Origin of the sequence: Bifidobacterium saimiriisciurei (genome assembly GCF_010667655.1) — a bacterium.
Taxonomy (GTDB): Bacteria; Actinomycetota; Actinomycetes; order Actinomycetales; family Bifidobacteriaceae; genus Galliscardovia; species Galliscardovia saimiriisciurei.
On record NZ_WHZU01000002.1, the window covers coordinates 168,094 to 191,121 of the forward strand.

20 protein-coding genes and 1 tRNA gene are annotated in these 23,028 nt (G+C 66.3%); 8 read left to right on the top strand and 13 right to left on the bottom strand.

The window, feature by feature from the left end:
- Window positions 1-225: 225 nt before the first annotated feature.
- Window positions 226-1,542 carry an O-acetylhomoserine aminocarboxypropyltransferase/cysteine synthase family protein gene (locus GFD18_RS01895; RefSeq protein WP_163199705.1) on the bottom strand — a complete coding sequence of 439 codons (1,317 nt, stop codon included), beginning with the start codon at window positions 1,540-1,542 and terminating at the stop codon, window positions 226-228.
- Window positions 1,543-1,907: 365 nt separating this feature from the next.
- Here GFD18_RS01895 and GFD18_RS01900 point away from each other — a divergent pair, with 365 nt between their 5' ends.
- The 3 genes from GFD18_RS01900 to GFD18_RS01910 are packed head-to-tail and all read left to right on the top strand — an operon-like array spanning window position 1,908 to window position 5,386.
- Window positions 1,908-2,384 carry a YraN family protein gene (locus GFD18_RS01900; protein WP_225432860.1) on the top strand — a complete coding sequence of 159 codons (477 nt, stop codon included), beginning with the start codon at window positions 1,908-1,910 and terminating at the stop codon, window positions 2,382-2,384.
- Window positions 2,384-3,919 (top strand): YifB family Mg chelatase-like AAA ATPase, encoded by a 1,536-nt coding sequence (locus tag GFD18_RS01905; protein WP_163199704.1) that lies wholly within the window; start codon window positions 2,384-2,386, stop codon window positions 3,917-3,919. Before GFD18_RS01900 ends, GFD18_RS01905 begins: the two co-directional genes overlap by 1 nt.
- 18 nt (window positions 3,920-3,937) lie before the next feature.
- Entirely contained in the window at window positions 3,938-5,386 is a 1,449-nt protein-coding gene (locus GFD18_RS01910) for a DNA-processing protein DprA (RefSeq protein WP_163199703.1), read from the top strand.
- 4 nt (window positions 5,387-5,390) lie between these two features.
- On the opposite strand, the gene GFD18_RS01915 is transcribed toward GFD18_RS01910, so the two are convergent.
- The gene (locus GFD18_RS01915) at window positions 5,391-5,729 is read right to left on the bottom strand and encodes an MGMT family protein (RefSeq protein WP_404801597.1); all 339 of its coding nucleotides are present in this window, start codon (window positions 5,727-5,729) and stop codon (window positions 5,391-5,393) included.
- Window positions 5,730-5,778: 49 nt separating this feature from the next.
- Between GFD18_RS01915 and GFD18_RS01920 the strand changes: the two genes are divergently transcribed.
- The 3 genes from GFD18_RS01920 (at window position 5,779) to GFD18_RS01930 (ending at window position 9,512) form a co-directional block, all read left to right on the top strand.
- Entirely contained in the window at window positions 5,779-7,647 is a 1,869-nt protein-coding gene (locus GFD18_RS01920) for an FAD-binding protein (protein WP_163199701.1), read from the top strand.
- A 140-nt stretch (window positions 7,648-7,787) separates the two neighbouring features.
- Complete coding sequence (locus tag GFD18_RS01925; RefSeq protein ID WP_225432861.1) at window positions 7,788-8,747, top strand: succinate dehydrogenase/fumarate reductase iron-sulfur subunit; 960 nt, start codon at window positions 7,788-7,790, stop codon at window positions 8,745-8,747.
- Between the two features lie 66 nt (window positions 8,748-8,813).
- Window positions 8,814-9,512: an O-methyltransferase gene (locus GFD18_RS01930; RefSeq protein WP_163199700.1), complete on the top strand. Its 699-nt coding sequence runs from the start codon at window positions 8,814-8,816 to the stop codon at window positions 9,510-9,512.
- A gap of 124 nt (window positions 9,513-9,636) precedes the next feature.
- On the opposite strand, the gene GFD18_RS01935 is transcribed toward GFD18_RS01930, so the two are convergent.
- Together GFD18_RS01935 and GFD18_RS01940 are read right to left on the bottom strand one after the other, a co-directional pair.
- A complete protein-coding gene (locus tag GFD18_RS01935; protein ID WP_225432866.1) occupies window positions 9,637-10,401 on the bottom strand; it encodes an LOG family protein in 765 nt (254 codons plus the stop codon).
- Window positions 10,402-10,660: 259 nt separating this feature from the next.
- Entirely contained in the window at window positions 10,661-12,085 is a 1,425-nt protein-coding gene (locus GFD18_RS01940; RefSeq protein WP_163199699.1) for a Na+/H+ antiporter NhaA, read from the bottom strand.
- Window positions 12,086-12,250: 165 nt separating this feature from the next.
- On the opposite strand from GFD18_RS01940, the gene GFD18_RS01945 reads away from it, so the two are divergent.
- Window positions 12,251-12,327 (top strand) — tRNA-Arg (locus GFD18_RS01945).
- Window positions 12,328-12,503: 176 nt separating this feature from the next.
- On the opposite strand, the gene GFD18_RS01950 is transcribed toward GFD18_RS01945, so the two are convergent.
- Window positions 12,504-12,725: a hypothetical protein gene (locus tag GFD18_RS01950; protein WP_163199698.1), complete on the bottom strand. Its 222-nt coding sequence runs from the start codon at window positions 12,723-12,725 to the stop codon at window positions 12,504-12,506.
- A gap of 183 nt (window positions 12,726-12,908) precedes the next feature.
- On the opposite strand from GFD18_RS01950, the gene GFD18_RS01955 reads away from it, so the two are divergent.
- Entirely contained in the window at window positions 12,909-13,202 is a 294-nt protein-coding gene (locus GFD18_RS01955) for a helix-turn-helix domain-containing protein (protein ID WP_163199697.1), read from the top strand.
- A gap of 81 nt (window positions 13,203-13,283) precedes the next feature.
- Here the strand turns inward: GFD18_RS01955 and tsaD are convergent, their stop codons facing one another.
- The 8 genes from tsaD to leuS form a co-directional block, all read right to left on the bottom strand.
- Window positions 13,284-14,330 (bottom strand): tRNA (adenosine(37)-N6)-threonylcarbamoyltransferase complex transferase subunit TsaD, encoded by a 1,047-nt coding sequence (tsaD, locus tag GFD18_RS01960; RefSeq protein WP_163199696.1) that lies wholly within the window; start codon window positions 14,328-14,330, stop codon window positions 13,284-13,286.
- Window positions 14,327-14,914, bottom strand: coding sequence for a ribosomal protein S18-alanine N-acetyltransferase (rimI, locus tag GFD18_RS01965; RefSeq protein ID WP_163199695.1), 588 nt, complete (start codon window positions 14,912-14,914; stop codon window positions 14,327-14,329). The genes tsaD and rimI overlap by 4 nt, the downstream gene beginning before the upstream one ends.
- On the bottom strand, window positions 14,914-15,717 hold the full coding sequence (gene tsaB / locus GFD18_RS01970; protein WP_163199694.1) for a tRNA (adenosine(37)-N6)-threonylcarbamoyltransferase complex dimerization subunit type 1 TsaB: 804 nt from the start codon (window positions 15,715-15,717) through the stop codon (window positions 14,914-14,916). The genes rimI and tsaB overlap by 1 nt, the downstream gene beginning before the upstream one ends.
- 30 nt (window positions 15,718-15,747) lie before the next feature.
- Window positions 15,748-16,278: a tRNA (adenosine(37)-N6)-threonylcarbamoyltransferase complex ATPase subunit type 1 TsaE gene (gene tsaE / locus GFD18_RS01975; protein WP_163199817.1), complete on the bottom strand. Its 531-nt coding sequence runs from the start codon at window positions 16,276-16,278 to the stop codon at window positions 15,748-15,750.
- Window positions 16,279-16,327: 49 nt separating this feature from the next.
- On the bottom strand, window positions 16,328-17,299 hold the full coding sequence (gene holA / locus GFD18_RS01980; RefSeq protein ID WP_163199693.1) for a DNA polymerase III subunit delta: 972 nt from the start codon (window positions 17,297-17,299) through the stop codon (window positions 16,328-16,330).
- Between the two features lie 55 nt (window positions 17,300-17,354).
- Complete coding sequence (locus GFD18_RS01985) at window positions 17,355-19,073, bottom strand: ComEC/Rec2 family competence protein (RefSeq protein ID WP_163199692.1); 1,719 nt, start codon at window positions 19,071-19,073, stop codon at window positions 17,355-17,357.
- Window positions 19,070-19,780, bottom strand: coding sequence for a ComEA family DNA-binding protein (locus tag GFD18_RS11325; RefSeq protein WP_318644305.1), 711 nt, complete (start codon window positions 19,778-19,780; stop codon window positions 19,070-19,072). The genes GFD18_RS01985 and GFD18_RS11325 overlap by 4 nt, the downstream gene beginning before the upstream one ends.
- Window positions 19,781-20,011: 231 nt before the next feature.
- Window positions 20,012-22,999, bottom strand: coding sequence for a leucine--tRNA ligase (gene leuS, locus GFD18_RS01995; RefSeq protein ID WP_163199690.1), 2,988 nt, complete (start codon window positions 22,997-22,999; stop codon window positions 20,012-20,014).
- Window positions 23,000-23,028: the final 29 nt, after the last annotated feature.

Here is a 23,028-nt window from a genome sequence, read left to right on the forward strand (position 1 = left end):
AACACATATGGAATATGGAACGAGGCTGCGGATGCCGTGCGGCACCAGCAGCCTCGTTCCGTGTGTACCCGCTTCCATGGAAACGTCCCGTGAAGCGGACTCTGCAGGGAGATGTGCACGTCTTCGGACGAAGACGCGGTGACAGGGGCCCGACGCCATCCCCCAACAACGCCGAGCCCCGTGCATTTTCAGCCGGGAGTAAGGTTCCCCCATCGTCCTTTCGGGCTACTTGGCGAGACCGGACTCGCGCAGGGCCTCGAAGCCGCCCTTGAGGTCGTCGAGGATGTCCTCGATGTTCTCGGTGCCGATGGACAGGCGGATGGTGCCCTGGTGGATGCCCTGGTCCTCGAGCTCCTCCAGCGTCTCCTGGGAGTGCGTGGTGGAGGCCGGGTGGATGACGAGGGACTTCACGTCGGCCACGTTGGCGAGCAGGCTGAACAGGTGCAGGTTGTTGATGAACACGCGTGCCGCGTCCTTGCCGCCCTTGATGTCGAAGGTGAAGATGGAGCCGGCGCCGTTCGGGAAGTACTTCTTGTACAGCTCGTGGTCGCGGCGGCCCGGGATGCTCGGGTGGGAGACGGACTCGACCTCGGGCACGGTCTGCAGGTACTCGACGACCTTCAGGGCGTTCTGGACGTGGCGCTCGACACGCAGCGACAGCGTCTCGGTGCCCTGCAGGAGCAGGAAGGCGGCGAACGGGGAGAGCGTGGCGCCGGTGTCGCGCAGCAGGATGGCGCGGATGCGGGTCACGAAGGCGGCTCCGCCCAGGGCCTCGTAGAAGTTCAGGCCATGGTAGGACGGGTCGGGCTCGGTGAGGGTCGGGAACTTGCCCGGCACCTCGGCCCAGTTGAACTTGCCGCCCTCGACGACGACGCCGCCCAGCGTGGTGCCGTGGCCGCCGATGAACTTGGTGGCGGACTCGACGACCACGTCGGCGCCGTGCTCCAGCGGACGGAACAGGTACGGGGTGGCGAAGGTGTTGTCCACGACGACCGGCAGATGGTGCTTGTGGGCGATCTCGGAGATGGCCTCGAAGTCGGGCAGGTCGGCGTTCGGGTTGCCGAAGGTCTCGAAGTAGACGAGCTTGGTGTTCTCCTGGATGGCGTCCTCGAAGTTCTGCGGGACCTCCGGGTCGACGAAGGTGGTGGTGATGCCGTCGCGCGGCAGGGTGTGCTTGAGCAGGTTGAAGGTGCCGCCGTAGATGTTCTTGGAGGAGACGATGTGGTCGCCGGACTGGGTGATGTTGCGCACGGCGTACTCGACGGCCGCGGCGCCGGAGGCGACCGCGATGCCGGCGGTGCCGCCTTCGAGGGCGGCGATGCGGTCCTCGAACACGCCCTGGGTGGAGTTGGTCAGACGGCCGTAGATGTTGCCCGGGTCGGCCAGTCCGAAGCGGGCCTCGGCGTGGTCGAAGTCATGGAAGACGTAGGAGGTGGTGGCGTAGATCGGGACGGCGCGCGAGTCGGTCGCCGGATCGGCCTGCTCCTGACCGACGTGCAGCTGCAGTGTTTCGAAGCGGTAGTTCTTGTTCTTCTCAGCCATTGTGGTGAGCTCCTTCAAGTTCGTGTTTGGTTTGTTTTTGGTTGATGACTGTGACAATATCCGCTCGAAGCCCCTGTTTTCAAGCCAAAACGGGCTTTTGGCTATCAGGGTTGGTTATAGCCTTTTCCCAGTCGCATGTTCCGCAATGGTTTGCCGACGCCGAGACGCCGCCGGTTTTCCCGAGGTTTTTCCATGACACGCCGATGGCCGTCCGCACGCCTCTGCATGTGGACGCGGGTCCGGATCGTCCACATGGCCCCGGACGGACGGGCCGACCGTCCACATGCGGCGGCCGGGGGTGGCACGGTTTTCCACATGCGCCGGAAACCACGCCCCTCCGACGCCGATTGTGATGGACTCGAACCATGAACCAAACATCACCATCCTTGCAGGAATCGCGGAACGCCGGAACGGCCATGCCGGTGCAGGCACCGCAGCATCTCATCCAACTCACCATGCAGCTGCACCGCCCGGGGCTCACCCCACGCCAGCTCGGCCGCATCGGCGAGGACTACGCGGCCATATGGCTGCAGAACCGGGGCTGGACCATCATCGACCGCAACTGGGGCTCCCGGTATGGCGAACTCGACATCATCGCCATCGACCGTGTGGGACAGCTCGCCTTCGTCGAGGTGAAAACCCGACGCAGCGCGCATTTCGGCGCCCCGCAGGACGCCGTCGACGCGCACAAGCGCATGGCGCTGCGACGGGCCGGCCTGCAATGGCTGCAGGAGCACGGCCGCGATGTGCCGCACATGGGCATGCGGTTCGATGTGCTCGCCCTCAGTGTGCTCGCCGGGCGCAGGGCCCCGCAGATCCGGCACATCCCGGGAGCGTTCTGATGGCCATCGGATCCGTGACCTCCGTGGGGCTTGTCGGGCTGAAGGCCTTCACCATCACCATGCAGGCGTACGTCTCGCCCGGCCTGCCGTACTTCTCCATCATCGGGCTGCCCGACACCTCGCTTTCCGAGGCACGCGAACGGGTCAAGTCCGCCTGCTCCTCCACCGGGTTCGCCTGGCCCCAGACACGAGTGACGGTGAACCTCTCCCCTGCCTCGCTGCCGAAAAGCGGCGCAAGCCACGACCTCGCCATCGCGGCGAGCGTGCTGTGCGCCGGAGGTGCCATACCCCATGACGTTCTGGAGCATACGCTGGTGATGGGAGAGCTGCGGCTTGACGGCTGCGTGCTGCCGATCAACGGGCTGCTGCCGATACTGCTGCACGCGCGGGCCTGTGGAATCCGCCGGGCGTTCATCCCGCAGGGCAACCTCGAAGAGGCCCGGCTCGTGACCGACATCACGGTCGTGCCCATCCGTCACGTCGGCGAGCTCATCGAGCATCTGGGCGGCCGCGCGAAGTACCGCATACCCGATGACGCCGGCACCCTCTCCCCTCCCACGTCCATCGAGGACGGACTGCACGAGAGGGAGGTCCCCGACATGCGGCAGGTCATCGGGCAGGATCACATCAAGTGGGCGCTGGAGGTGGCGGCCGCAGGCGGACATCACATGATCATGGTCGGGCCTCCGGGCGCGGGCAAGACCATGCTGGCCTCCCGGCTCCCAGGGATCATGCCGCCGCTGAACGAACGCCAGCAGCTCGAAGTGGCGTCCATACGTTCCATCTGCGGAACGCTGCCGTCCTATGGCATATGCGACGTCCCCCCGTATGAGGCGCCCCACCACACGGCAAGCGTCGCGTCCCTGGTGGGAGGAGGAGCCGGCATCGCCAGCCCCGGCGCCATATCCCGCGCACATGACGGGGTTCTGTTCATGGACGAGGCGCCCGAGTTCCAGCCCCGCGTTCTGCAGACCATACGCGAACCGTTGGAGACCGGCTTCGTCTCCATATCGCGGGCCAAGGGGACGGCTCATTACCCGGCGAGATTTCAGCTCGTCATGGCCGCCAACCCATGCCCGTGCGGCTTCGGCTGGGGCAACGGCGAGCGCTGCGTATGCAGCGTCAAGGAGCGCACCCGGTATTGGAACCGGCTGTCCGGACCGATCCTTGACCGCATCGACATCCAGGTGACGGTGCCGCCGATATCGAATCTCACATCGGAGGGGAACCGTCCGGGCGAATCCAGCCACGACATCCGTCTGCGTGTGATGGCGGCACGCCAGGCCGCCGCCGAACGGTATCGCATGCATGGATGGCCCTGCAACGCCAAGGCCAGCGGCGAATGGCTGCGCGCCAACACGTCGCGCAAGGCCATGGCCCCGGTCGCAGCCGCCGTGGAGGACCAACGCCTGAGCCTGCGCGGCGCCGACCGGGCCCTGCGTCTGGCATGGACCCTCGCGGACGTGTCCGGGCGCACATCACCGGGGCCCGAGGACGTGGCATGCGGCATATCCATGCGCACGAGACTGCAATGAGACAAGAAGGGGGAGACCATGACCGATGCCTCGACCATGCCGTTGGACGCCGACACCCTGGCGATGGCGGTGCTGACCTTCTGCGGCGACGGACCGGATGCCCTGATGTTCGCCGCCCTCAAGGGAGCGGCGAGTCCACGGCTGCTGTTGACGCTGATAGCACGAACCGAATACGCCGCATGCCCCGCATGGATGATCGACGACGGCGGGGTCCCGCAGACAGCGGAAGCCTGCGGAGCCCCGGCGACATCGGCGGTTGATTCGCAGCTCGACCGCATATTCGCCACCGGGCTCACCCGCTGGGGCCGCAGGGCGGACCTGCAGGCCATGAAGAACTTCCACACCGCCGTGGCCCGTTGGCGGCAACGGCTCTCCCACATGCGAGTGGAATCGTTCGGCAGACTCGCCGAACAGCTCACCGCCGGCGGCGACCAGTGGCTCATATCGCCGTCGTCGCCGCACTGGCCCAAGCAGGTCAACGACCTCGCCATCCGTTCGGACTGGGCTCCTCCGTTGTGCCTGTGGGGCATGGGCGACCCGTCGGCGCTGACGAGCTGTGATGCACCCGTGGCCGTGGTCGGATCTCGCGAGGTGACCGACTATGGCCGATATGTGGCGCGGAACGTGGGACTCGAGGCGGCGCGCCATGGCCATCTGGTGGTCTCCGGCGGCGCCATGGGGGCGGACGCGGCGGCCCACTGGGGCGCGATCGCGGCCCAGGACGAGCGGGTCGCCGGCGACGATCCCGACCATGCCGGACGCACGGTGGCGGTGTTCGCCGGCGGCCTCGACCATCGCGGCCCCGCCCGCAACATGCCGTTGTTCGACGCCATCATCGAACATGGCGGCGCGCTCGTCAGCGAGATGCCGCCGGGCACCATACCCGAGGCCCGCAGATTCCTGCTGCGCAACCGCATCATAGCCGCGATGGCGGGAACCATCGTCATCGCCCAGGCACGGCACCGCTCCGGAGCACTCAACACCGCCACATGGGCGGCCGAGATGAGCCGCGACGTGTACGCGGCGCCCGGCGACATCGACGAACCGTACAACACCGGTTGCAACCGGCTCGTCCATGACGGCAAGGCCACGCTGCTCGTCTCGGCGACCGACATAGGCGACATCTGCCACGCAGGCCATGACCCGCGCATCCGATCCGGTACCGCGGCGGAAACGCCGCCGATACCCCGTGGCGAGGAGACCGAGGACGCGGCCGAGACGGGCGAGACACTGAACCGACAGCAGCGGGCCGTGGTCACGGCCATCCGCAGCTGCAGACGCCGGCACGTCGCCGCGACACCCGACACGATACTCGACTATCTCAGACGCCGGCATCCCTCATGGCGCTGCAGCGCCGCCACGGTGCAGATCACACTGGCGGCCCTGGAGGCCGCCCGGATCATCGACATGACCGGGGGCGACGGCATCCGGCTCGTCGCATCCCGGACGGTGCGCGGAACGGCCTAGCGCATCAGGCCCGCCAGCGGCAGCGGTCCATGTCCACGCGCCAGCCGTCCGCGCCGGCGTTCGCGCCATCCACGGGAGGCACGAACGCCACCCCCTCCTCCTCGAGCAGGGCCCGCTGGCGCTCCGGCCCGCCGAACGCGAAGCCGGGGGCAAGCGAGCCGTCACGGAACACCACGCGATGACATGGGATCACGCCGGGCTCGGGATTGGCATGCAGAGCGAACCCGACGAACCGCGCGTTGCGCGGGGCGCCGGCGAGCGCCGCCACCTGACCGTACGTGGCGACCGAACCCCGGGGAATGCGGCGTACCACGGCATACACTTTCTGCGAAAACGTCTCCATGAACCCCATTATGACCGTTACGGCCCGGCCTTGTGCGACAATCATGGGTATGAGTCCGAAGCAGTTGGAAACACACTATGATGCGGTAATCGTCGGAGCAGGCGCGGCGGGGTTGTCCGCCGCATTGGGATTGCTCCGATCCGAGTCCTACGAGGCCATACGGGCGGAAGGCAGGGAGCCGGACATCCTCGTCGTCTCCAAGCTCCAGCCGCTGCGTTCGCACACCGGTTCGGCGGAGGGCGGCATCGCCGCGAGCCTGGGCAACATCGAACATGATGACTGGCATTGGCACCTGTACGACACCATCAAGGGCGGCGACTGGCTGGTGGACCAGGACATGGCCGCGATCCTCGCCGAGGAGGCGCCCCGCACCGTCATCGGACTGGAGCATGACGGCGTGGCGTTCTCCCGCAATGAGGACGGCACGATCGCCCAGCGTCTGTTCGGAGGCCATACGGCGAGGTTCGGCGAGCAGCCGGTGCATCGCACCGCCTATGCCGCCGATCGCATCGGTCACCAGATCCTGCATTCGCTGTGGCAGCAGTGCGTGAAGGAGGGTGTGCAGTTCGCCGAGGAATGGTATGTCAGCGACCTCGTCGTCTCCCGCGGGGAATCCGGCGCCGCCAAGGTACTGGGTCTTGTGGTGCTCGACACCCACTCCGGCAAGGTGCATGGCGTCCATGCCGACAATGTCGTGCTGGCGACGGGCGGAGCCGGCAGACTGTTCCACACCACGTCGAATTCATGGGACCTCACGGGTGACGGCATGGCGCTGGCCCTTGAAGCCGGCCTGCAGCTGGAGGACATCGAATTCGTGCAGTTCCATCCCACCGGTCTGGCGCATACCGGCATTCTGCTGTCCGAGGCGGCGCGAGGCGAGGGAGGTCGTCTGCTCAACGCCGACGGAGAGCATTTCATGGACCGGTACGCTCCCGGCCATGGCGATCTCGCCGCCCGCGACGTGGTGTCCCGCTCGATTATGGCCGAGGTCGACGCCGGCCGGGGCGTCGCCGACCCGAAGGACCCGGACGGCCCCAGGGATTGCGTGTGGCTTGATCTGCGGGCGCTGGGCCGCGATACGCTGAGGTCGAAGCTGCCCGAAGTGTACGAGACCGTCCGCCAGTACGCCGGCCTCGATCCCGCGGAGGACCTGGTCCCCATCAAGCCGACGGCGCACTACACGATGGGAGGCATCCCCATCGGCGCCGACGGCAATGTGTATGAATGGTCCGACGGCGTCCGTCATGGCGTGGAGGGCCTGTTCGCCGCCGGAGAATGCTCCTGCGTAAGCGTTCATGGCGCCAACCGCCTCGGCGCCAACTCCCTGCTGGACGCCTGTCTGTTCGGCACACGAACCGGCCGGAGCCTGGCCGCCCGCATCGCCGAGGCCCAGGACGTCGACGAGGCCGCATACCAGACGGTCGACGAGGCTGCGGCACGTCGCGAACACGTCATCAAGACGCTGCTGGCCGGCGCGACGCAGGATGCGGGCGACGCCGGGCGGGACGATGCCGATGCCGACGAGGACAACGCCTATCGTCTGATGGCGGATCTCGGGGCGCTGATGGAACAGGCCGCTGCGGTGCGATGCAGCCACGACACGCTCGCAGCGGCCCGCGACGCCATCGAGCGCGACCTGCTGCCGCGAGCCGAACGACTGACGGCGCACAGCGACACCGCGGCGTTCAACCAGGAGGTCACCGCCATCATGGAGGCACGGCATCTGCTCACCGTCGCACAGGCCATGCTCGCGGCCGCCGACGCACGCCATGAGTCCCGCGGCGCGCTGTTCCGCACCGACTGCCCCTCACGCGACGACGAGCATTTCCTCGCGCATTCCATGGTCGCAGAGAACCACGAGGTCCTGTGGCAGCCGGTCACCATCACCGACTATCCGCCGAAGGCACGTGCCTACTAGCATGCCTGCGGCGGTGCGCCCCTCCCCATGGGCCGCGCTCGTGAACACTCATTGATGATTGCGTCGTCCCGGCCCGCCATCGCCGGGACGACGCTAAACTGTGGTGACGGAAAACAACTGTATTGAGGAGAACCAACGAAATGACCATTGCCGCGACAGAACGCATGCTCTCGGTGACCCTGCGAGTCGCACGCTTCACCCCGAAACCGGAGCGGCCGGGCCGTCGACGCGGCGGCAGCCCGTTCGGCTCGAAGTCCCCGTTCGGCGGCGACGGTTCCGAGGCCCGTTCGAACCGTGTTCGCGGCAAGCGCTGGTCACAGGACTACATCGTTCGCGCGCACGCCGACGACTCGGTTCTCGACTGTCTGCTGGCCGTCAAGCGCGAGCAGGATCCCTCCCTTGCGTTCCGCTACTCGTGCGGCCATGGCATGTGCGGTTCGGACGCCGTGTCCATCAATGGCACGCCGACCCTGCTGTGCACGGCGAAGGTACGCGATTGGGCCCGCCCGGACTCCCCCGAATACGCCAACGAGGATGGCTTCCGTCCCACCGGGGAGCCGCTGGACTCTTCCGAGCACGCCATCGACCTTGACGCGCTCGATCCGGACACGCCACTGGTCATCGAGTTGGCGGCGCTGCCCGGCTTCCCCACCCGCCGCGACCTCATCGCCGACATCGACCCGATGCTGGACCAGATCCGCAAGCTGAAGCCCTATCTCGAGGCGAAGAACGAGCTGAAGACCACGGCCGAAGGCAAGGTCAACGTGTTCGAGTACCTGCAGCATCCCGACGAGCTGGCGCGATACGAGCTGCTGAGCAACTGCATCGCCTGCGGCGTGTGCGAGGGCAGCTGCCCCGTGTATGCGGGCGGTGAGGCGTTCGTCGGCCCGGCGGCCATGATCATGTCGTCGCGGTTCCTCAATGATTCGCGTGACGCCGCATCCCAGGCGCGGCTCGCCGCGCTGATGGGCCCGGACGGATCGGCGGCGTGCCAGTCCGTGCGAGCCTGTTCGATGCATTGCCCGAAGGGCATCGACGTCGGCGAGGAACTGTGGCAGACCATTCAGAAGGTCGATGCGGCGAAGGCGCGGCTGCAGTAGCCTGAATCAACGGAACGACGCGCGCAGAAGGACATGCGCATAGAAGGACATGGTAGAGAAGCACCGATGAACAGAAAAGATTTCACGAACACCGCCAAGGGATGGGAATTCATCGAGAACCTTGCGCTCGGCAACGAGACGGATTCACTGCGACGGCTGCGGTTCGAAGCCGAGGAGGCGGGATTCGCCCAGGGGTCGGCCGCACAGGCGTGCTTCCTGGCATTCGAGGCACGACAGATCGAGGCACGTTCGGTGATCGTGCTCGGCACCGCCGCAGTAACGGAATGCGTGCACATCATCGAGGCCCTCAACGCCATGCGGCCGGACGTCCCGCGCCAGCTCACCGCCGTCGATTCCTCGGCGCAGGGAACGGCGCTCATTCGCAGGACGTTCAATCGGCTGCCGTCCGACGCCCATATCAAACTGCGCGTGGTCAATGCCAAGCTCGACGTGTTCCTTCCCCGTCTCAACGCCGGCGACTATGACCTGGTCATCGTGACCGGAGACGAGCAGAACTACGAGGACGTCTTCGACAGGGCACACCGGCTGCTTCGCGATGGCGGCGTATTGGTGCTGTGCGACGTGCTGGCTCTGGACAACGCCGATTCGCGCGGAGGACTGCTCAATTCCGCCGATCGCTGCGCCAAGGCGACACGCATGCGTCAGCTCATCGACGACGCCGCGGGCGACGAGCGCTTCGACTCGACGATCATTCCGACGGGCACCGGCCTGATGCTCAGCGTCAAGGTGACGGATCAGGCCTGAACAGGTACGATACACGCTCACACAGTACGCTCAGACACACAGTACGCTCAGACGACGGCCCGTGGTCCACGACGGCAGTATATGCCGCCGCGGACCACGGGCCGTTTCGATCGGCGGGATGCCGTCAGCGGTCGATGAAATGAGTGGCGTATTCCACGGCCTCGTCCGGGTCGTCGGTCAGCGTAATCAGTCCGGGATCGATCGACGAGATCATGCCGCGCTCCTGCAACGTCCCCTGGATCCAATCGAACAGACCCTGCCAGTACTGCTTGTCGAACAGCACGATGGGCATGGTCGTCACCTTGTGCGTCTGCACCAGCGTCAGCACCTCGAACATCTCGTCGAGGGTGCCGAATCCTCCCGGGCATACGATGACGCCCGACGAGTATTTGACGAACATCGTCTTGCGCACGAAGAAGTAGCGGAACGTCATGCCCAGATTCACATAGCTGTTCAGCCCCTGCTCATGAGGCAGCTCGATGCCGAGGCCGATGGATTTGCCGCCGGCGAGCGACGCACCGCGGTTCGCCGCCTCCATGACGCCCGGCCCGCCTCCGGTGATGGTGGCGATGCCGCGTTCGGCCAGCAGCCGGCCCATGCGGCGTGCGGCCTTGTACGACGGATCGCTGCGCTGGGTACGCGCCGAGCCGAAGACCGTCACCGCAGGACCCACTTCGGCGAGCGCCCCGAATCCGTCGACGAATTCGGCCTGGATGCGCAGCACGCGCCATGGGTCCATATGCAGCCAATCCGTGCGGTCGTCCCTGCGCAGCAGATTGCCGCTGGTGGTGTCCTTCGGGATCATGGAGCCGCGCATCACCACGGGGCCGCGATAGTAGGTGTCGCCCAGAGGGGAATCCTGCAGACGCGCGATCTGCTCCTCGTCCATCACGGCGTCCGAGTCGTCCTGCGATGCAAGCGTCTCGAGATTCTTGCGCTTGGTGTGCCTGTCCTTCTTCTTGGCGGCGTCCACGGTACGGGACTTGCTCTTCTTTTTGCCGCTCTTGCCGGATGATTCCCCGGTCCTGACCATCTTCGCCATCGGCATCAGCTCCTTCACGACTCATGCCAGAGTATCAGGAGTTGATTGGCGCCGCCGCGGCGACACCGCCGACGGCCGGGCAGTTCTCCACCTGTTCAGCGGACATTCACCGCCCGTCGCGTCGGCTGCGATACCGTTCCACCGCATACGGGCTCAGCTCGGCGGCATCCACACTCACCGTGCCGTCCTCGTTCATGTGCTCCACGACGTCGGCTGCAGCATCCGCCATGGAATCCACGCCGCCGACCGCAGCAGACGCCGCAGCAGACGCCGCAGCGGCACGATACCGTTTCGCCTGTCGGCTCAGCAGCACGCCGGAAATCGCCGCCGACACCAATGAACCGACCAGCACGCCGAACCGCGCCTCGCCGGAGAGCTCGGAATCCGCATAGGCCAGCGATGCGATGAGGAACGACACGGTGAAACCGATGCCGCATGCACATGCCGCAGGGAACAGATCGCGCACCCTCAGTCCCTTCGCCAATCGCAGTCCCGCCACATGCGTGGACACCCATGCGGTCAGCATGATGCCGACGGGTTTGCCGACCACCAGCGCACAGGCTATGCCAAGCACCACCGGGGACAGCAGCATGCGGGGGCTCAGCGCCTCGAACCGCACGCCCGTGGCGAACAGGGCGAACAGCGGCAAGGCCAACAGCGCCGAGAACGGCTGCAGTTTGTCCCGATAGCGTTCGGCACGGGGCGTCGCCTCGCCGTGCATCTCGCGGGCCGGGGTCAGCAGACCCACCAGCACGCCGGCAAGCGTGGGATGCACCCCCGCCTCGAACATCATCACCCATGCCAGCACACCGACGACGCCGACGGCGATCCATGGCACCCGCCGTCGCCTGACCAGCAGCGCCCACGCAAAGGCGCACAGCACAATGCCAAGGAACCAGTACCATGCATTGAGCGAGGAGAAGCACACGGCGATGACGATCACGGCCAGCAGATCGTCCACGGTGGCGAGCGTCATGAGAAACGCGCGGATGGCCCCCGGCAGGCCCTTGGCGAACAGCGCCAGCACGGCCAGGGAGAACGCGATATCCGTGGCCATCGGCACGGCCCATCCCTGGGAGATCTCCGCGCCGGGAAGCGTCGCGCCCGTGGCCACGGTCTCCATGCCCGATCCGCCGGGACCGAACCGCGAGAACAATGTGGAGACGGCGAGGAAAATCAGCGGGGGCACGGCCATGCCGCCGACCGCACATGCCATGGGCACGGCCGCGGCCCTGGGATTGGCCAGCGAGCCGGTGGTCAGCTCCTGTTTGAGGTCCAATCCCACCACCAGGAAGAATATGGTGAGCAATCCGTCCTGGGCCCAATGCCCTATCGGCAGTTCTATGTTCGTGGCGGGAACGCCCACATGCGTCTCCGCCACCATCCCGAACATGTGCGCGCTCGCCGGTATGTTGGCAAGCAGCAGCCCGGCGAACGCGAAGCCGAGCATGACCAGGCCCGATATGGTATCAGAGGCGGCGACACGCCGAATCCGCCTCCATACCCGGTTGACGGTTGTTGAGGACACCATGTTTCCTTCCGTTGCACGAAAAACCACACAATTCTACCAACCTGCAGTTGCCTGACCTCGCGAATCACGCCGGCGGCGTACCGCATCCACCCGAGGCGACACGCCGAGTCTTGCATATCTCAATATCGAGCGTTATATTAAATGAGTTGTCCGAATGGACGACATGCGCCAGTAGCCCAATGGATTAGAGCATCTGACTACGGATCAGAAGGTTGCAGGTTCGAATCCTGTCTGGCGCACCATATCAAACCCTTCGCATGTGCGAAGGGTTTTTTCATATCTCTCGTATTCCCGACATCCCGACCACAGCGCGACACGGCCATGACACGTGCCGTCCATGGCGAATCAGCCCCACGGGAGGCATGGCAGCGAATCATGACGATGGGCTCCTCCGGATACATCGGAGGAGCCCATCGCGTCACAGCTCGCCGTCGTCTCGCCGATGAATGAAGAACTCATCGGCGTCGTCATCGATGGGAAGCCCCCTACGCATCATCTCGACGCCGGCGACATTGCGATAGAACGAGGATTCGGGCGTGTTCAGATGCCCGTACACCTCGGTGAGCGTGTCATCGTCGATGTTGGACAACAGATGATTGACGGCGGCCGTGTTATGCCCGATGTATGCAAGCTCAGCCAAGATATCCAATATGCACCATTCCTCACATGCATGACGTTACCGATTGGAAGCCATCATAGCCCCCTACCTCCCCGTCAATCCATTTCCAGCCATGTCATGGCCGGACCATCGGCTACCAACCTAGTCGAAAATGCGGACTATAAGCCGTGGACTCGCCTGATGGCGGCGCGGACGATAGCCCCTATGACTTCGACAGACATCACCGGGGACAAGGGAATCGAACGTCGTCGCGCATTCGGACGCGCGGTCGTCGCGCTGCGGAAGACGCGTCACCTCAGTCAGGAGCAGCTGGCATTGGACGCCGGCCTCGACCGTTCCTACATGGGCCGCATCGAACGCGGGGAACAGTCCATGGGATTGGACAACATGTGGGCGGTCTGCGACGCGATGGGCATCTCGATGCTGGACCTGTTCCAGCAGGAATACGTGGAGCGCCGCGACCGCGGCACGGCGGACAACGGGAATCCGCGGGCCTAGCGGCGCCCTCGCCGAGGCCGCCGACGCGATCGTGGGCCGACCGGTGATATCGCACGGCCGGCCCACGGCGTTGCCGAGGCCCTATTCCATGACGATCTTCGACATCGGCATGGCCGAGTCGATGGGGAAATCGGGGCTGCTCGGCTTCACGCCGGCTTCGACGAGATTGACGCCGAGCATGGCGACCATCGCACCGTTGTCGGTGCACAGGCCGATCTTCGGAATGCGCACCTGCACGCCGTGATCGGCACCAACCTCAAGCAGCTTCCCACGCAGCTGGGAGTTCGCCGAGAAGCCACCTCCCACGATGAGCGTGTCGGAACCGTTCGCGAGGCATCCCCTGATGGCCTTTCGGGCCAGCACCGTGGCCACGGAGTCTGCCAGCGACGCGCATACGTCATCGACGGGAACGTCCCGCCCGGAGGCCTGCTGTTCCTCGATCCAGCGCGCCACGGCGGTCTTGACTCCCGAGAAGCTGAAGTCATAGGGATGCCTTACGGCGGCCTTGCCCTGGGTCAGCCCCTGGGGAACCCGGATGGCGTGGGGATCGCCCTGCCGCGCATGACGGTCGATATGCGGGCCTCCCGGGTAGGGGAAGCCGAGCAGGCGCGCCACCTTGTCGAAGCACTCCCCCGCCGCGTCGTCCAATGTGGTGCCGACCACGTCGACATGCCGGGCCACGTCACGCACATGCAGCAGCGAGGTGTGGCCGCCGGAGACGATGAGCGCCATCGTATCGTCGGGGAACGGGCCGAACTGCAGCTGCGTGACGGCGATGTGCCCGATGACGTGGTTGATGCCGTACAGAGGCTTGTTCGCCGCGTAGGCGAGCGCCTTGGCGCCGGAGACGCCGACGGCGAGGCATCCCGCCAGTCCGGGGCCTGCGGAGACGGCGATGGCATCCACGTCGGCGAGCTCGAGACCGGCGTCGGCAAGCGCCTGCTCCACCACCGGCACGAAGGCCTCGGCGTGGGCGCGCGATGCAATCTCGGGGATCACGCCGCCATAGCGGGCGTGCTCGTTCATGGATGATGCGACGACGTTGGACCGCAGCGTCCGCCCCTGTACGATGGCGGCGGCGGTTTCGTCGCAGGTGGATTCGATGCCCAGTACGATAGGCTCGCTCATAGGTTCCTCTCCCCGTTGTCGTGGGCGCCGTCACCGCCGTGACCGGTGTTCGTGCCGCGATCGTCGTTGTCGTGCGTCGCCGTCTGGAATCCGACGACGCGTTCCCTCAGGTCCAACGCCATGACGTAGGCGTCGACGCCTTCCGGCTGGTAGTAGCGGCGGCGCAGGCCGATGCGTTCGAATCCGAGACGCCGGTACAGTCCTATCGCGGCGTCGTTGTCCACACGCACCTCCAGCAGCATCCGCCGCGCCCCCTGATGCCGGGCGTCTTCGATGAGCGCGCCCATCAGACGCCATGCGATGCCCTGGCGCTGGCACGCGCGCCGCACACCCACGTCCATGATCTCCGCATCGTCGCCGTCATACCAGAATCCGGCGAATCCGCGGATGTCCTCCGCACGGACGCCCTCCGCGGGGTTCTTTTCGGTGTCGGCCGTGTCGAACAGGTAGGTGCGGGCCGGCGCATCGAGTTCCTGGCGAATCGCGTTCTCGCTCCATGCGTGGTTGGCGAACAGTTCGAGCTCGATGTCACGCAAGGCGCGAATCGCGGTCCGACGGTCCAGCTCGTCCAGACGGTACAGCATCAGGCGGTCCTTTCGGCGCCCGCGTGGTTGAGCACGTGCTTGAGCGGCGCCGGGATCTGCGCGTCGGGACGACGCAGGTAAAGTGGTTCGACGGGCGTCTCGGGATCGCGCTCATAGGCGCGACGTGCGTCGCCGGCGAAGACGGAAAGGCCCTGTTCGCCGCCGTCGAGCACGGATTCGTCGACGATGTCGCCCGCATGTTCGATCGCCGAGAGCGTGTCGGAGTATCGGCCGGCGCCATGGCCGACGACGTCGACGACCACGTCGCCCCCTGTCCTCTCCCGCCAGGCGCGTACCGCCTCGTTCACGCGTTCGACGATGGATGCCGGATAGTCGATGTCCATGGCGATGATCGGCCGGGGCTCCCCCTCACGGCCCCCGCCGATGAGGGGCCCGTCGCACAGCTCGAAGTACAGCTGCTTGCGGCGGGCGTCGTTCACCGCGAGTGTGAGCACATGCTGCGCCTTCGGCCCGTCAGCCGATCCGGCCCCACCGCGACGGATGAGGTTCCACTGCGCCTGCGGTTCGAGTATGTTGTGTCCGATGAGCTTCGCTCCGGTGGCGAATGCGAGCGCCTTGGCGGTGACGATGCCGGCGCGCAGGCCTGTGAATGGTGCGGGCCCCGTGCCCACGATGACCGTGTCGATGTCCTTCGGCGTGTTGCCGGACCGTTCCACGGCGAGGGCGATGTTGTTCCGCAGCCGTTCGACGTGCGTGCGCGAATCGGTCTCGACTATCGGCTCATGCCCCACGATGCCGACCGTCGACCCGTATGAGGTGTCGATAACCAGCGTGCATCCCATATGATTCTCCTTGCTACGACCTGTAAGAGTCTACAACGCGCAGGCCACGCGACCGGGCCACTCGCCGCCCACGGGGACCAGCGTGACGGTGCGGGCCCCGGCGCTGGTCAGTTCGTCGTTCGCGTCGGGGATGCGGGCGGCGTCATCGAGCGGCCGGTCGATGTGGATCTCCAGCCGTTCCGGGGCGAGGGCGGCGACCATCTGCTCGCCCCACTCCATGAGCACGACCGTGTCGTCGCTGGGGTCCTCGAGTTCCTCGTCCAGTCCGAGGGATTCCAGTTCGTCGAGCAGCCTGCCCGCGGCGTCCTGGCCGGGGGCGTAGGCGTTGCCTCCCAGACGGTAGGCGTCCACATGCACCAGATGGGCCCTGGAACCGTCGGCGAAACGGCCGTTGAGCTCACGGGCGATGGTGAATGTCGGCGAGACGATCGGCTCGTCTATGCCAAGCCCCTTGCCGAAGCCCTGGGCGAATGTGGTCTTTCCCGCTCCGAGCGGTCCGGACAGCAGCAGCACGTCGCCGCCGTGCACGATGCCGGCAAGGCGTTCGCCGATGCGTCGCATGTCCGATGCCGTGGGAGCCTCGATGGTAACGGTCGGTGCCGCAGTCACTTCAGTGCCGTCCTTTCACGCCGATGGTTTCGATGGTCCGCTCCAAAGCATAGACCGGGTCGCCGCCATTCGTCTTGCTTTGCTCGTCCGCCCATGCCAGCATGCCGATGCAGCGCGCGAGCCCTGCGGAGGTCCAGCCGGAAAGCTGCCGCGCGGCGTTCTTCAGCACCCAGGGATTGGTTTTCGCCTCGGCCTGGCTTATCGTTCCGGCGCGCACCGCCGACGCCTTGGCGAGGGTGCGCAGTTTCATGGCCAGGGCGCCGATCAGCGCTATGGGGTCCGTGCCCTGGCCGGTGGCCGAGCGCATGGCGACGATCGCACCGGCGACGTCGCCGGCAAGGGCCTTGTCGGCGACGGTGAATCCGGTGACCTGCGCGTTCGCGGTCAGATACTGGTTCACGCGGTCCAGTCCGATGACCTCGTCGTCGAAGTCGAAGCACAGCTGCGCGCACATTGCGGCGAGCTCGCCGGTTCTGTCGCCCAGGACGTTGACGAGCTGCTGGGCGGCCATGGGGTCGATGCGACGGCCTTCCCGTTCGAACCGCTGGTAGACGAAGTTGATCTTCGCGTCGGACCGTTTGAGATCGGGCACCGCCACCTTGTCGGCTCCGGCACGGGCGAGGGCATCGACCACGCGCTTGCCCCTGTTGCCGCCCTCATGCTGGCAGATCACCGCGCTCGCGTTCTCGGGCTGCTTGCGCGTCTGCCTGGCATAGGCCACGATGGCGTCGCCGAGCCTGTCGTCGGCCTGCTGCAGGTTGGCGATGCGAACCACGGCCACGTCGGAAAGCAGCGAGGGGCTGACCGCCTCGTCGAACGCGTAGGCGTCGCAGTCGGCGGCGTCGAGTTCGATGAGCTCCGCATCGGGCCGCCGTTCGCATTCGCTGCGGCATAGGTCGCGGACCGTCTGGTCGTTGAGGAACGGGTCGCCCCCGTATACGATATGCACCGCGCTGTTCTTGCCTGCTGCCATAGTCCCTAATCTCTCGTCAGTGCTGGACAACGTCTCCCCGCCGCGGAGGACGCCGTCAACGCCGTCGTGGCCCGAATATCATGGCTCGCGTGTCGCGCCACCAGACGCCCAGACGCTCCATGGGGGTCGGTACGTATGGCCTGCCCCCGCCGGCGGCAAGACCTCCACGGCCTCGCCATCGGCGGACCGATCGGCGTATCAGCGTCACGGCGAGGGCGACGAGGATCTCGAAGGCCGCCATGACCGCGGCGCCGACGACGCCGTCATGCCATGGCAGCACGCTGAACCGGGTACGGCCCAGCAACGTGGCGCATCGTTGGAGCAGCAGCGTGCCGGCGCTCGCGACGGCGACCAGGCCATGGCCGAGTGGCGGAGCGAACCATGAGACCCCCACGGCGGACAGCCCCAGCAGCGTCGTCAGGGAGACGACCGGCGCCACCAGAAGATTCGCCGGCACCGACAGCAACGGTATCCCCGGGTTCATCATCACCTGTATGGGCAGGGTGGGAATCTGCGCGGCGATGGTTATGGACGCCGCTTGGGCGAGGGCGCCGGGCATGACGGCGGCGAGGGCCTGCGATATCGGACGATCCAGTATAACGATGCCGTAGACCGCGGCGCATGACAATGCGAAGCCGTAACTGTGCGCCAGTTCCGGCTCGAGCAGCAATGAGGCGATCACCGTCCAGTTCAGGGCCGCAAGCGCCTGGCCGGGTCGGCCGAGCAGCATGCAGGCCACGCCGAAGCCTCCCATGACGGCCGCGCGCAGCACCGAATCGGAGGGATAGACCAGTGCCGTGAGCACGACGTATACGCCCGCCACGCCTGCGGCCTTCACCTGCCGGGGCATGAGCAGCATGGATCCCGACCGTCTGACCAGCGAGGCCACCAGTACGAAGTGTCCGCCGGAGACGGCCATGAGATGCATGATGCCGGAGTTCTTGAAATCATCCTCCATCAGTCGCGCGGCCGTCTCATCCACTGCGTCGGCGGCACGCCCGTCCTCACCGACATGGGGACGGTAGACGTCCTGCCCCAATACCCCCAGTGTCAGTCCGGGCACCAGGATGCGCCCCTGCCCGGGAAGCCGGTCGGTCTGTTCGAGGAAGGCTCCGCGCAGCCGTTCGACCGCGGCATCCCACCATGCCGGTTCCCGGATGCGGACCACGGCGCCCCTGTCGTCATCCACGACGAGCCAGAGCGGCCTGTCGCCGAAGCGGGCGTGTCTTGCGGCGCCTTCGACGGCGTATCCGCCGCCCTGATGCCAGCCGCAGGCGTCTCCCGACGCATACACCCGTATGCGCGCGCTCGAGGCCGAGCGCACGCCGTCGGACAGTATGCCGTGAACCTGCGCATCGGTCTGGCAGTCCATATCACGCAGCGAGGATGCCATGACCGGGCCTGTGACGTCGAGCAGCACGACGACCTCGGTTTCGGCATCCGCCGCCGAGACCATCGGGTCGCCGACCGCTGCGAGGTCGTGGAATCCGCCGGAGGCGAGCGCGCAGCACGCCGCCGCGATGATGACCGCGCCATGCCACAGCACCTGGCCGATGGCCGTCGGCATGGGTCGTGACGGCGTCGCGCCGATGATGGCGACGATTCCGAGAACGATGGCCATGACGGTGACGCCCGCCGCAAGCCATGTCATTCCCTTCGTGCCGAACAGCATGTGTTCGGCCAATAGAATCGTCCAGACCGTGGCGGCGGCCGGCAGGAGACGGGCGTCGCGTCCGCCGCGCTCGCGCAGCCGATAGGAGTGATGCCGTCTCATGACCCGACCGTCACATAGGGCCGGATCTTCTCCAGGGTCTTGGAGCCGATGCCCTGCACGTCGAGCAGCTCGTCGACGCTGGTGAACCGGCCGTTCCTCGCGCGGTGGTCGAGTATCCGCTGTGCGGTCACCGGCCCGATGCCGTTGATGGTGTCCAGCTGTTCGGCGGTGGCCGTGTTCAGGTCGATGAGTCCCGAGGCATTCGATGACGGGCCGCCCGACGAGATCGAAGGGGATGATGAGGGAACCGTAGGCGTCGGGGATGGGCTCTGCGACGGGGCCGGCGCGTCCGAGGCCGAGGCGGATGGAGAGGATTCCCGCGCGGACGCGGACCGTTTCGGCGAGGCCGTGGCCGACGTCTGCCCTGCGGCGAGGCCTTCGGGGACGGACGAATCCGCAAGGTGGCCGCTTTGCTGGATCAGCATCGTCAGACTGGCGCTGAGCATGAGCACCAGTATGAGGATGATGGCGGCGGACCGCCGACCATCAAGCATGAGACGGGTGGCGTCGCGGGACGAACGCCGTTCCAGCAGGGCATCCGCGCCGGCGTCGTCCCGGTCGACCCCGGCGAGCGTGGACAGCAGCGTGGATGGCCCGGACGGCGCGACGGCGTCGGAATCGTCGACCGATTCCACGCCGAGGTCGGGCGGCAGCGGCACCGCCGTGACCGGCAGATACGGCAGGGGCCCGGACGATGCTGCCCCCACGGCCGGCCGATGATGATTCGTAGACACGGTTCCACTATGTGCCGCACCGTATCGTTCCGGCAATCCGTACGGGCATTGTTGACGGATGGGCCACCCCCGCGCCATGAATGTGGATCATCCGGCGTGCCGTCCACATTGGCGTATACGGCGAGGACGCCGAACGACGATGCCCCGTGCCGATCGAATCGGCACGGGGCATCGGTCCGTATGGGGGATTCCGAATGAATCGGACTACTTGGCGGGCACCACGGAGACGATCTTTGGTGCCTTGACGATGACCTTGCGCGGAGGCTCGCCGCCGAGGCGATCCTGGACGGCGGGCAGCGCCAGGGCGAGCTTCTCAAGCTCCTCGGCCGAGATGTCGGGGCTGACCTCGAGCTTGCCGCGGATCTTGCCCTTCACCTGCACGACGGCGGTGACGGTGTCCTGGCCGACGTAGCGTTCGTCGGCGACCGGCCACGGCGCATGGGCCAGGGACTTCTCGTGGCCGAGCCTGCTCCACAGTTCCTCGCAGATGTGCGGTGCGATCGGCGAGAGCATGAGGATCAGCGGCTCCACGGCGGCGCGCGGCACGGCGGGCAGCGAGGTGAGGTGGTTGTTGAGCACGATGAGCTTGGAGATGGCGGTGTTCGGACGCATGGCCTCCATCTCGACGGTCACGTCGTGGATGGTGTTGTTGAGCAGCTTGAGCGTCTTGTCGTCCAGGGTGTCCTCGCTCACATGCGCCTCGCCGGTGTTCTCATCTACCACGTTGCGCCACAGACGCTGCAGGAAGCGCATGCCGCCGACCACGTTGCGCGTGTTCCACGGACGGGATTCGGACAGCGGGCCCATGCTCATCTCGTACAGGCGGAACGTGTCGGCGCCATAGTTGGCGTACATGTCGTCCGGCGTGATGATGTTCTTCAGGCTCTTGCCCATCTTGCCGAATTCGCGGTTGGCGTGCTGACCGTGCCAGGTGAACGTCGGCTCGCCGTTCTCGTCGGGCTCACCTTCGACCACTTCGGCGGCCGGCACGTACTGGCCGCGGTCGTCGGTGTAGGCGTAGGCCTGGATCATGCCCTGGTTGAACAGCTTGTGGAACGGTTCGGAGGAGTCCACGTAGCCGAGATCGAAGAGCACCTTGTGCCAGAAGCGCGAGTACAGCAGGTGCAGCACGGCGTGCTCCACGCCGCCGATGTACAGGTCCACGCCGCCGGACTTGCCCGCGGTCGCGTTGTGCTCCGGTCCCATCCAGTAGTCGAACTCGTCCTTCTCGACCATGTGCCTGGTGTCGGACGGATCGATGTAGCGCATGTAGTACCAGCAGGAGCCGGCCCAGTTCGGCATGGTGTTGGTGTCGCGGTAGTAGGTCTTCGGGCCGTCGCCGAGGTCGAGCGTGACCTTCACCCAGTCCTCGTTGCGGCTCAGCGGCGCCTCCGGGTTGGACTCGGCGTCCTCCGGGTCGAAGGTGCGCGGGCTGTAGTCCGGCACGTCGGGCAGGTTGATGGGCAGCTGGTCGTCGGGCAGCAGGTGCGGGGTGCCGTCCTCGCCGTAGACGATCGGGAAGGGCTCGCCCCAGTAGCGCTGGCGGCTGAACAGCCAGTCGCGCAGACGGTAGCTGACGGTGCCCTTGCCCACGCCGGCGGATTCGAGCCAGGCGTTCACCTTGGCGATGGCGTCGTCCACGCGCAGACCGTCAAGACTGAGCGCATCGCCCTTGACCTTGGTGGCGTCCACGGTGGAGTTGATGACGATGCCGTCGTGGCTGACGAACGGGGCCTTGCCCTCATAGTTCGCCAGGTCGTCGCCGGACTCCGGCAGGGGCTTGACGGTGTAGATGACCGGCAGGCCGAACTTCACGGCGAAGTCGTAGTCGCGCTGGTCGCCGCCCGGCACGGCCATGATGGCACCGGTACCGTAGTCCATGAGCACGTAGTCGGCGGTGAACAGCGGCAGCTTCGCGCCGGTGATCGGATTGACGGCGTACAGGCCGGTGAACAGACCGCTCTTCTCGCCGGCCTCGTCAACGCGGTCCTTCGCGGTCTTCGACTCGGCGGCCAGACGGTAGGCCTTCACGGCCTCGACCGGGGTGGCGTAGCCGCCCTTCCAGTCCTCGGGAACGCCGGCCGGCCATTCGGCGGGCACGTCCTCGAGCAGGTGATGCTCCGGGGAGACCACGGCGAACGTGGTGCCGAACAGGGTGTCGGGACGCGTGGTGTAGATCTCCATGTCGCGCTCGCCGTTGGGCGTCTCGACGGCGAAGTGCACGGAGGCGCCGTGGGACTCGCCGATCCAGTTGCGCTGCATGAGCTTGACCTTCTCGGGCCAGTCGATGGTGGCGAGGTCCTCGATGAGGCGGTGGCCATAGGCGGTGATGCGCATGGACCACTGGCGCAGCTCGCGCTGGAAGACGGGGAAGTTGCCGCGCTCGGACTTGCCTTCGGCGGTGACCTCCTCGTTGGCGAGCACGGTGCCCAGACCCGGGCACCAGTTCACCGGGGACTTGGAGATGTAGGCGAGACGGAAGTCATTGAGGACGTCCTGCTGCTCGGCCTCGGTGAGGTCTCCCCACGCCTTGCCGTCGGACTCGTGGCCGGGGATGGCCTTCTCGCCGGATTCGAACTTGGCGATCAGTTCGCCGATCGGACGTGCGGAGCCCTTGGACCCGCTCGGGTTGGTGGCGTCCTCGTCGTACCAGGAATCGTAGATGCGCGAGAAGATCCACTGCGTCCAGCGCACGTATCCGGGGTCGATGGTGGCGAAGGAGCGACGGTTGTCGAAGCTCAGGCCCATGCGGTGCAGCTGACGGCGCATGTTGGCGATGTTGGCCTCGGTGGTCACGCGCGGATGCTGGCCGGTCTGCACGGCGTACTGCTCGGCGGGCAGACCGAAGGCGTCGTAGCCCATGGCGTGCAGCACGTTCTCGCCCTTCATGCGGTGGTAGCGGCTGACCACGTCGGTGGCGAGATATCCCAGCGGATGGCCCACGTGAAGGCCCTTGCCCGAGGGGTAGGGGAACATGTCCATGGCGAAATAGGAGGGACGGCCCTCCGCGTTGCGGCCTTCGCCGTCCTTCAGGTCGCCGTTGACGTTGGCGGCCCAGAACGTGCCTTCGTCGTCCCAGCGCTTCTGCCAGTCCTCTTCGATCTTCTGTGCCAGGGTGGCGTTGTAACGGAATGCGGGCTCCCCGTTTCCGTCGTGCTGTACGCCCTTCACATCGGTAGCGTCCTGCGCCATGATGCTCCTTTGTTGTTCAACAGACTCTG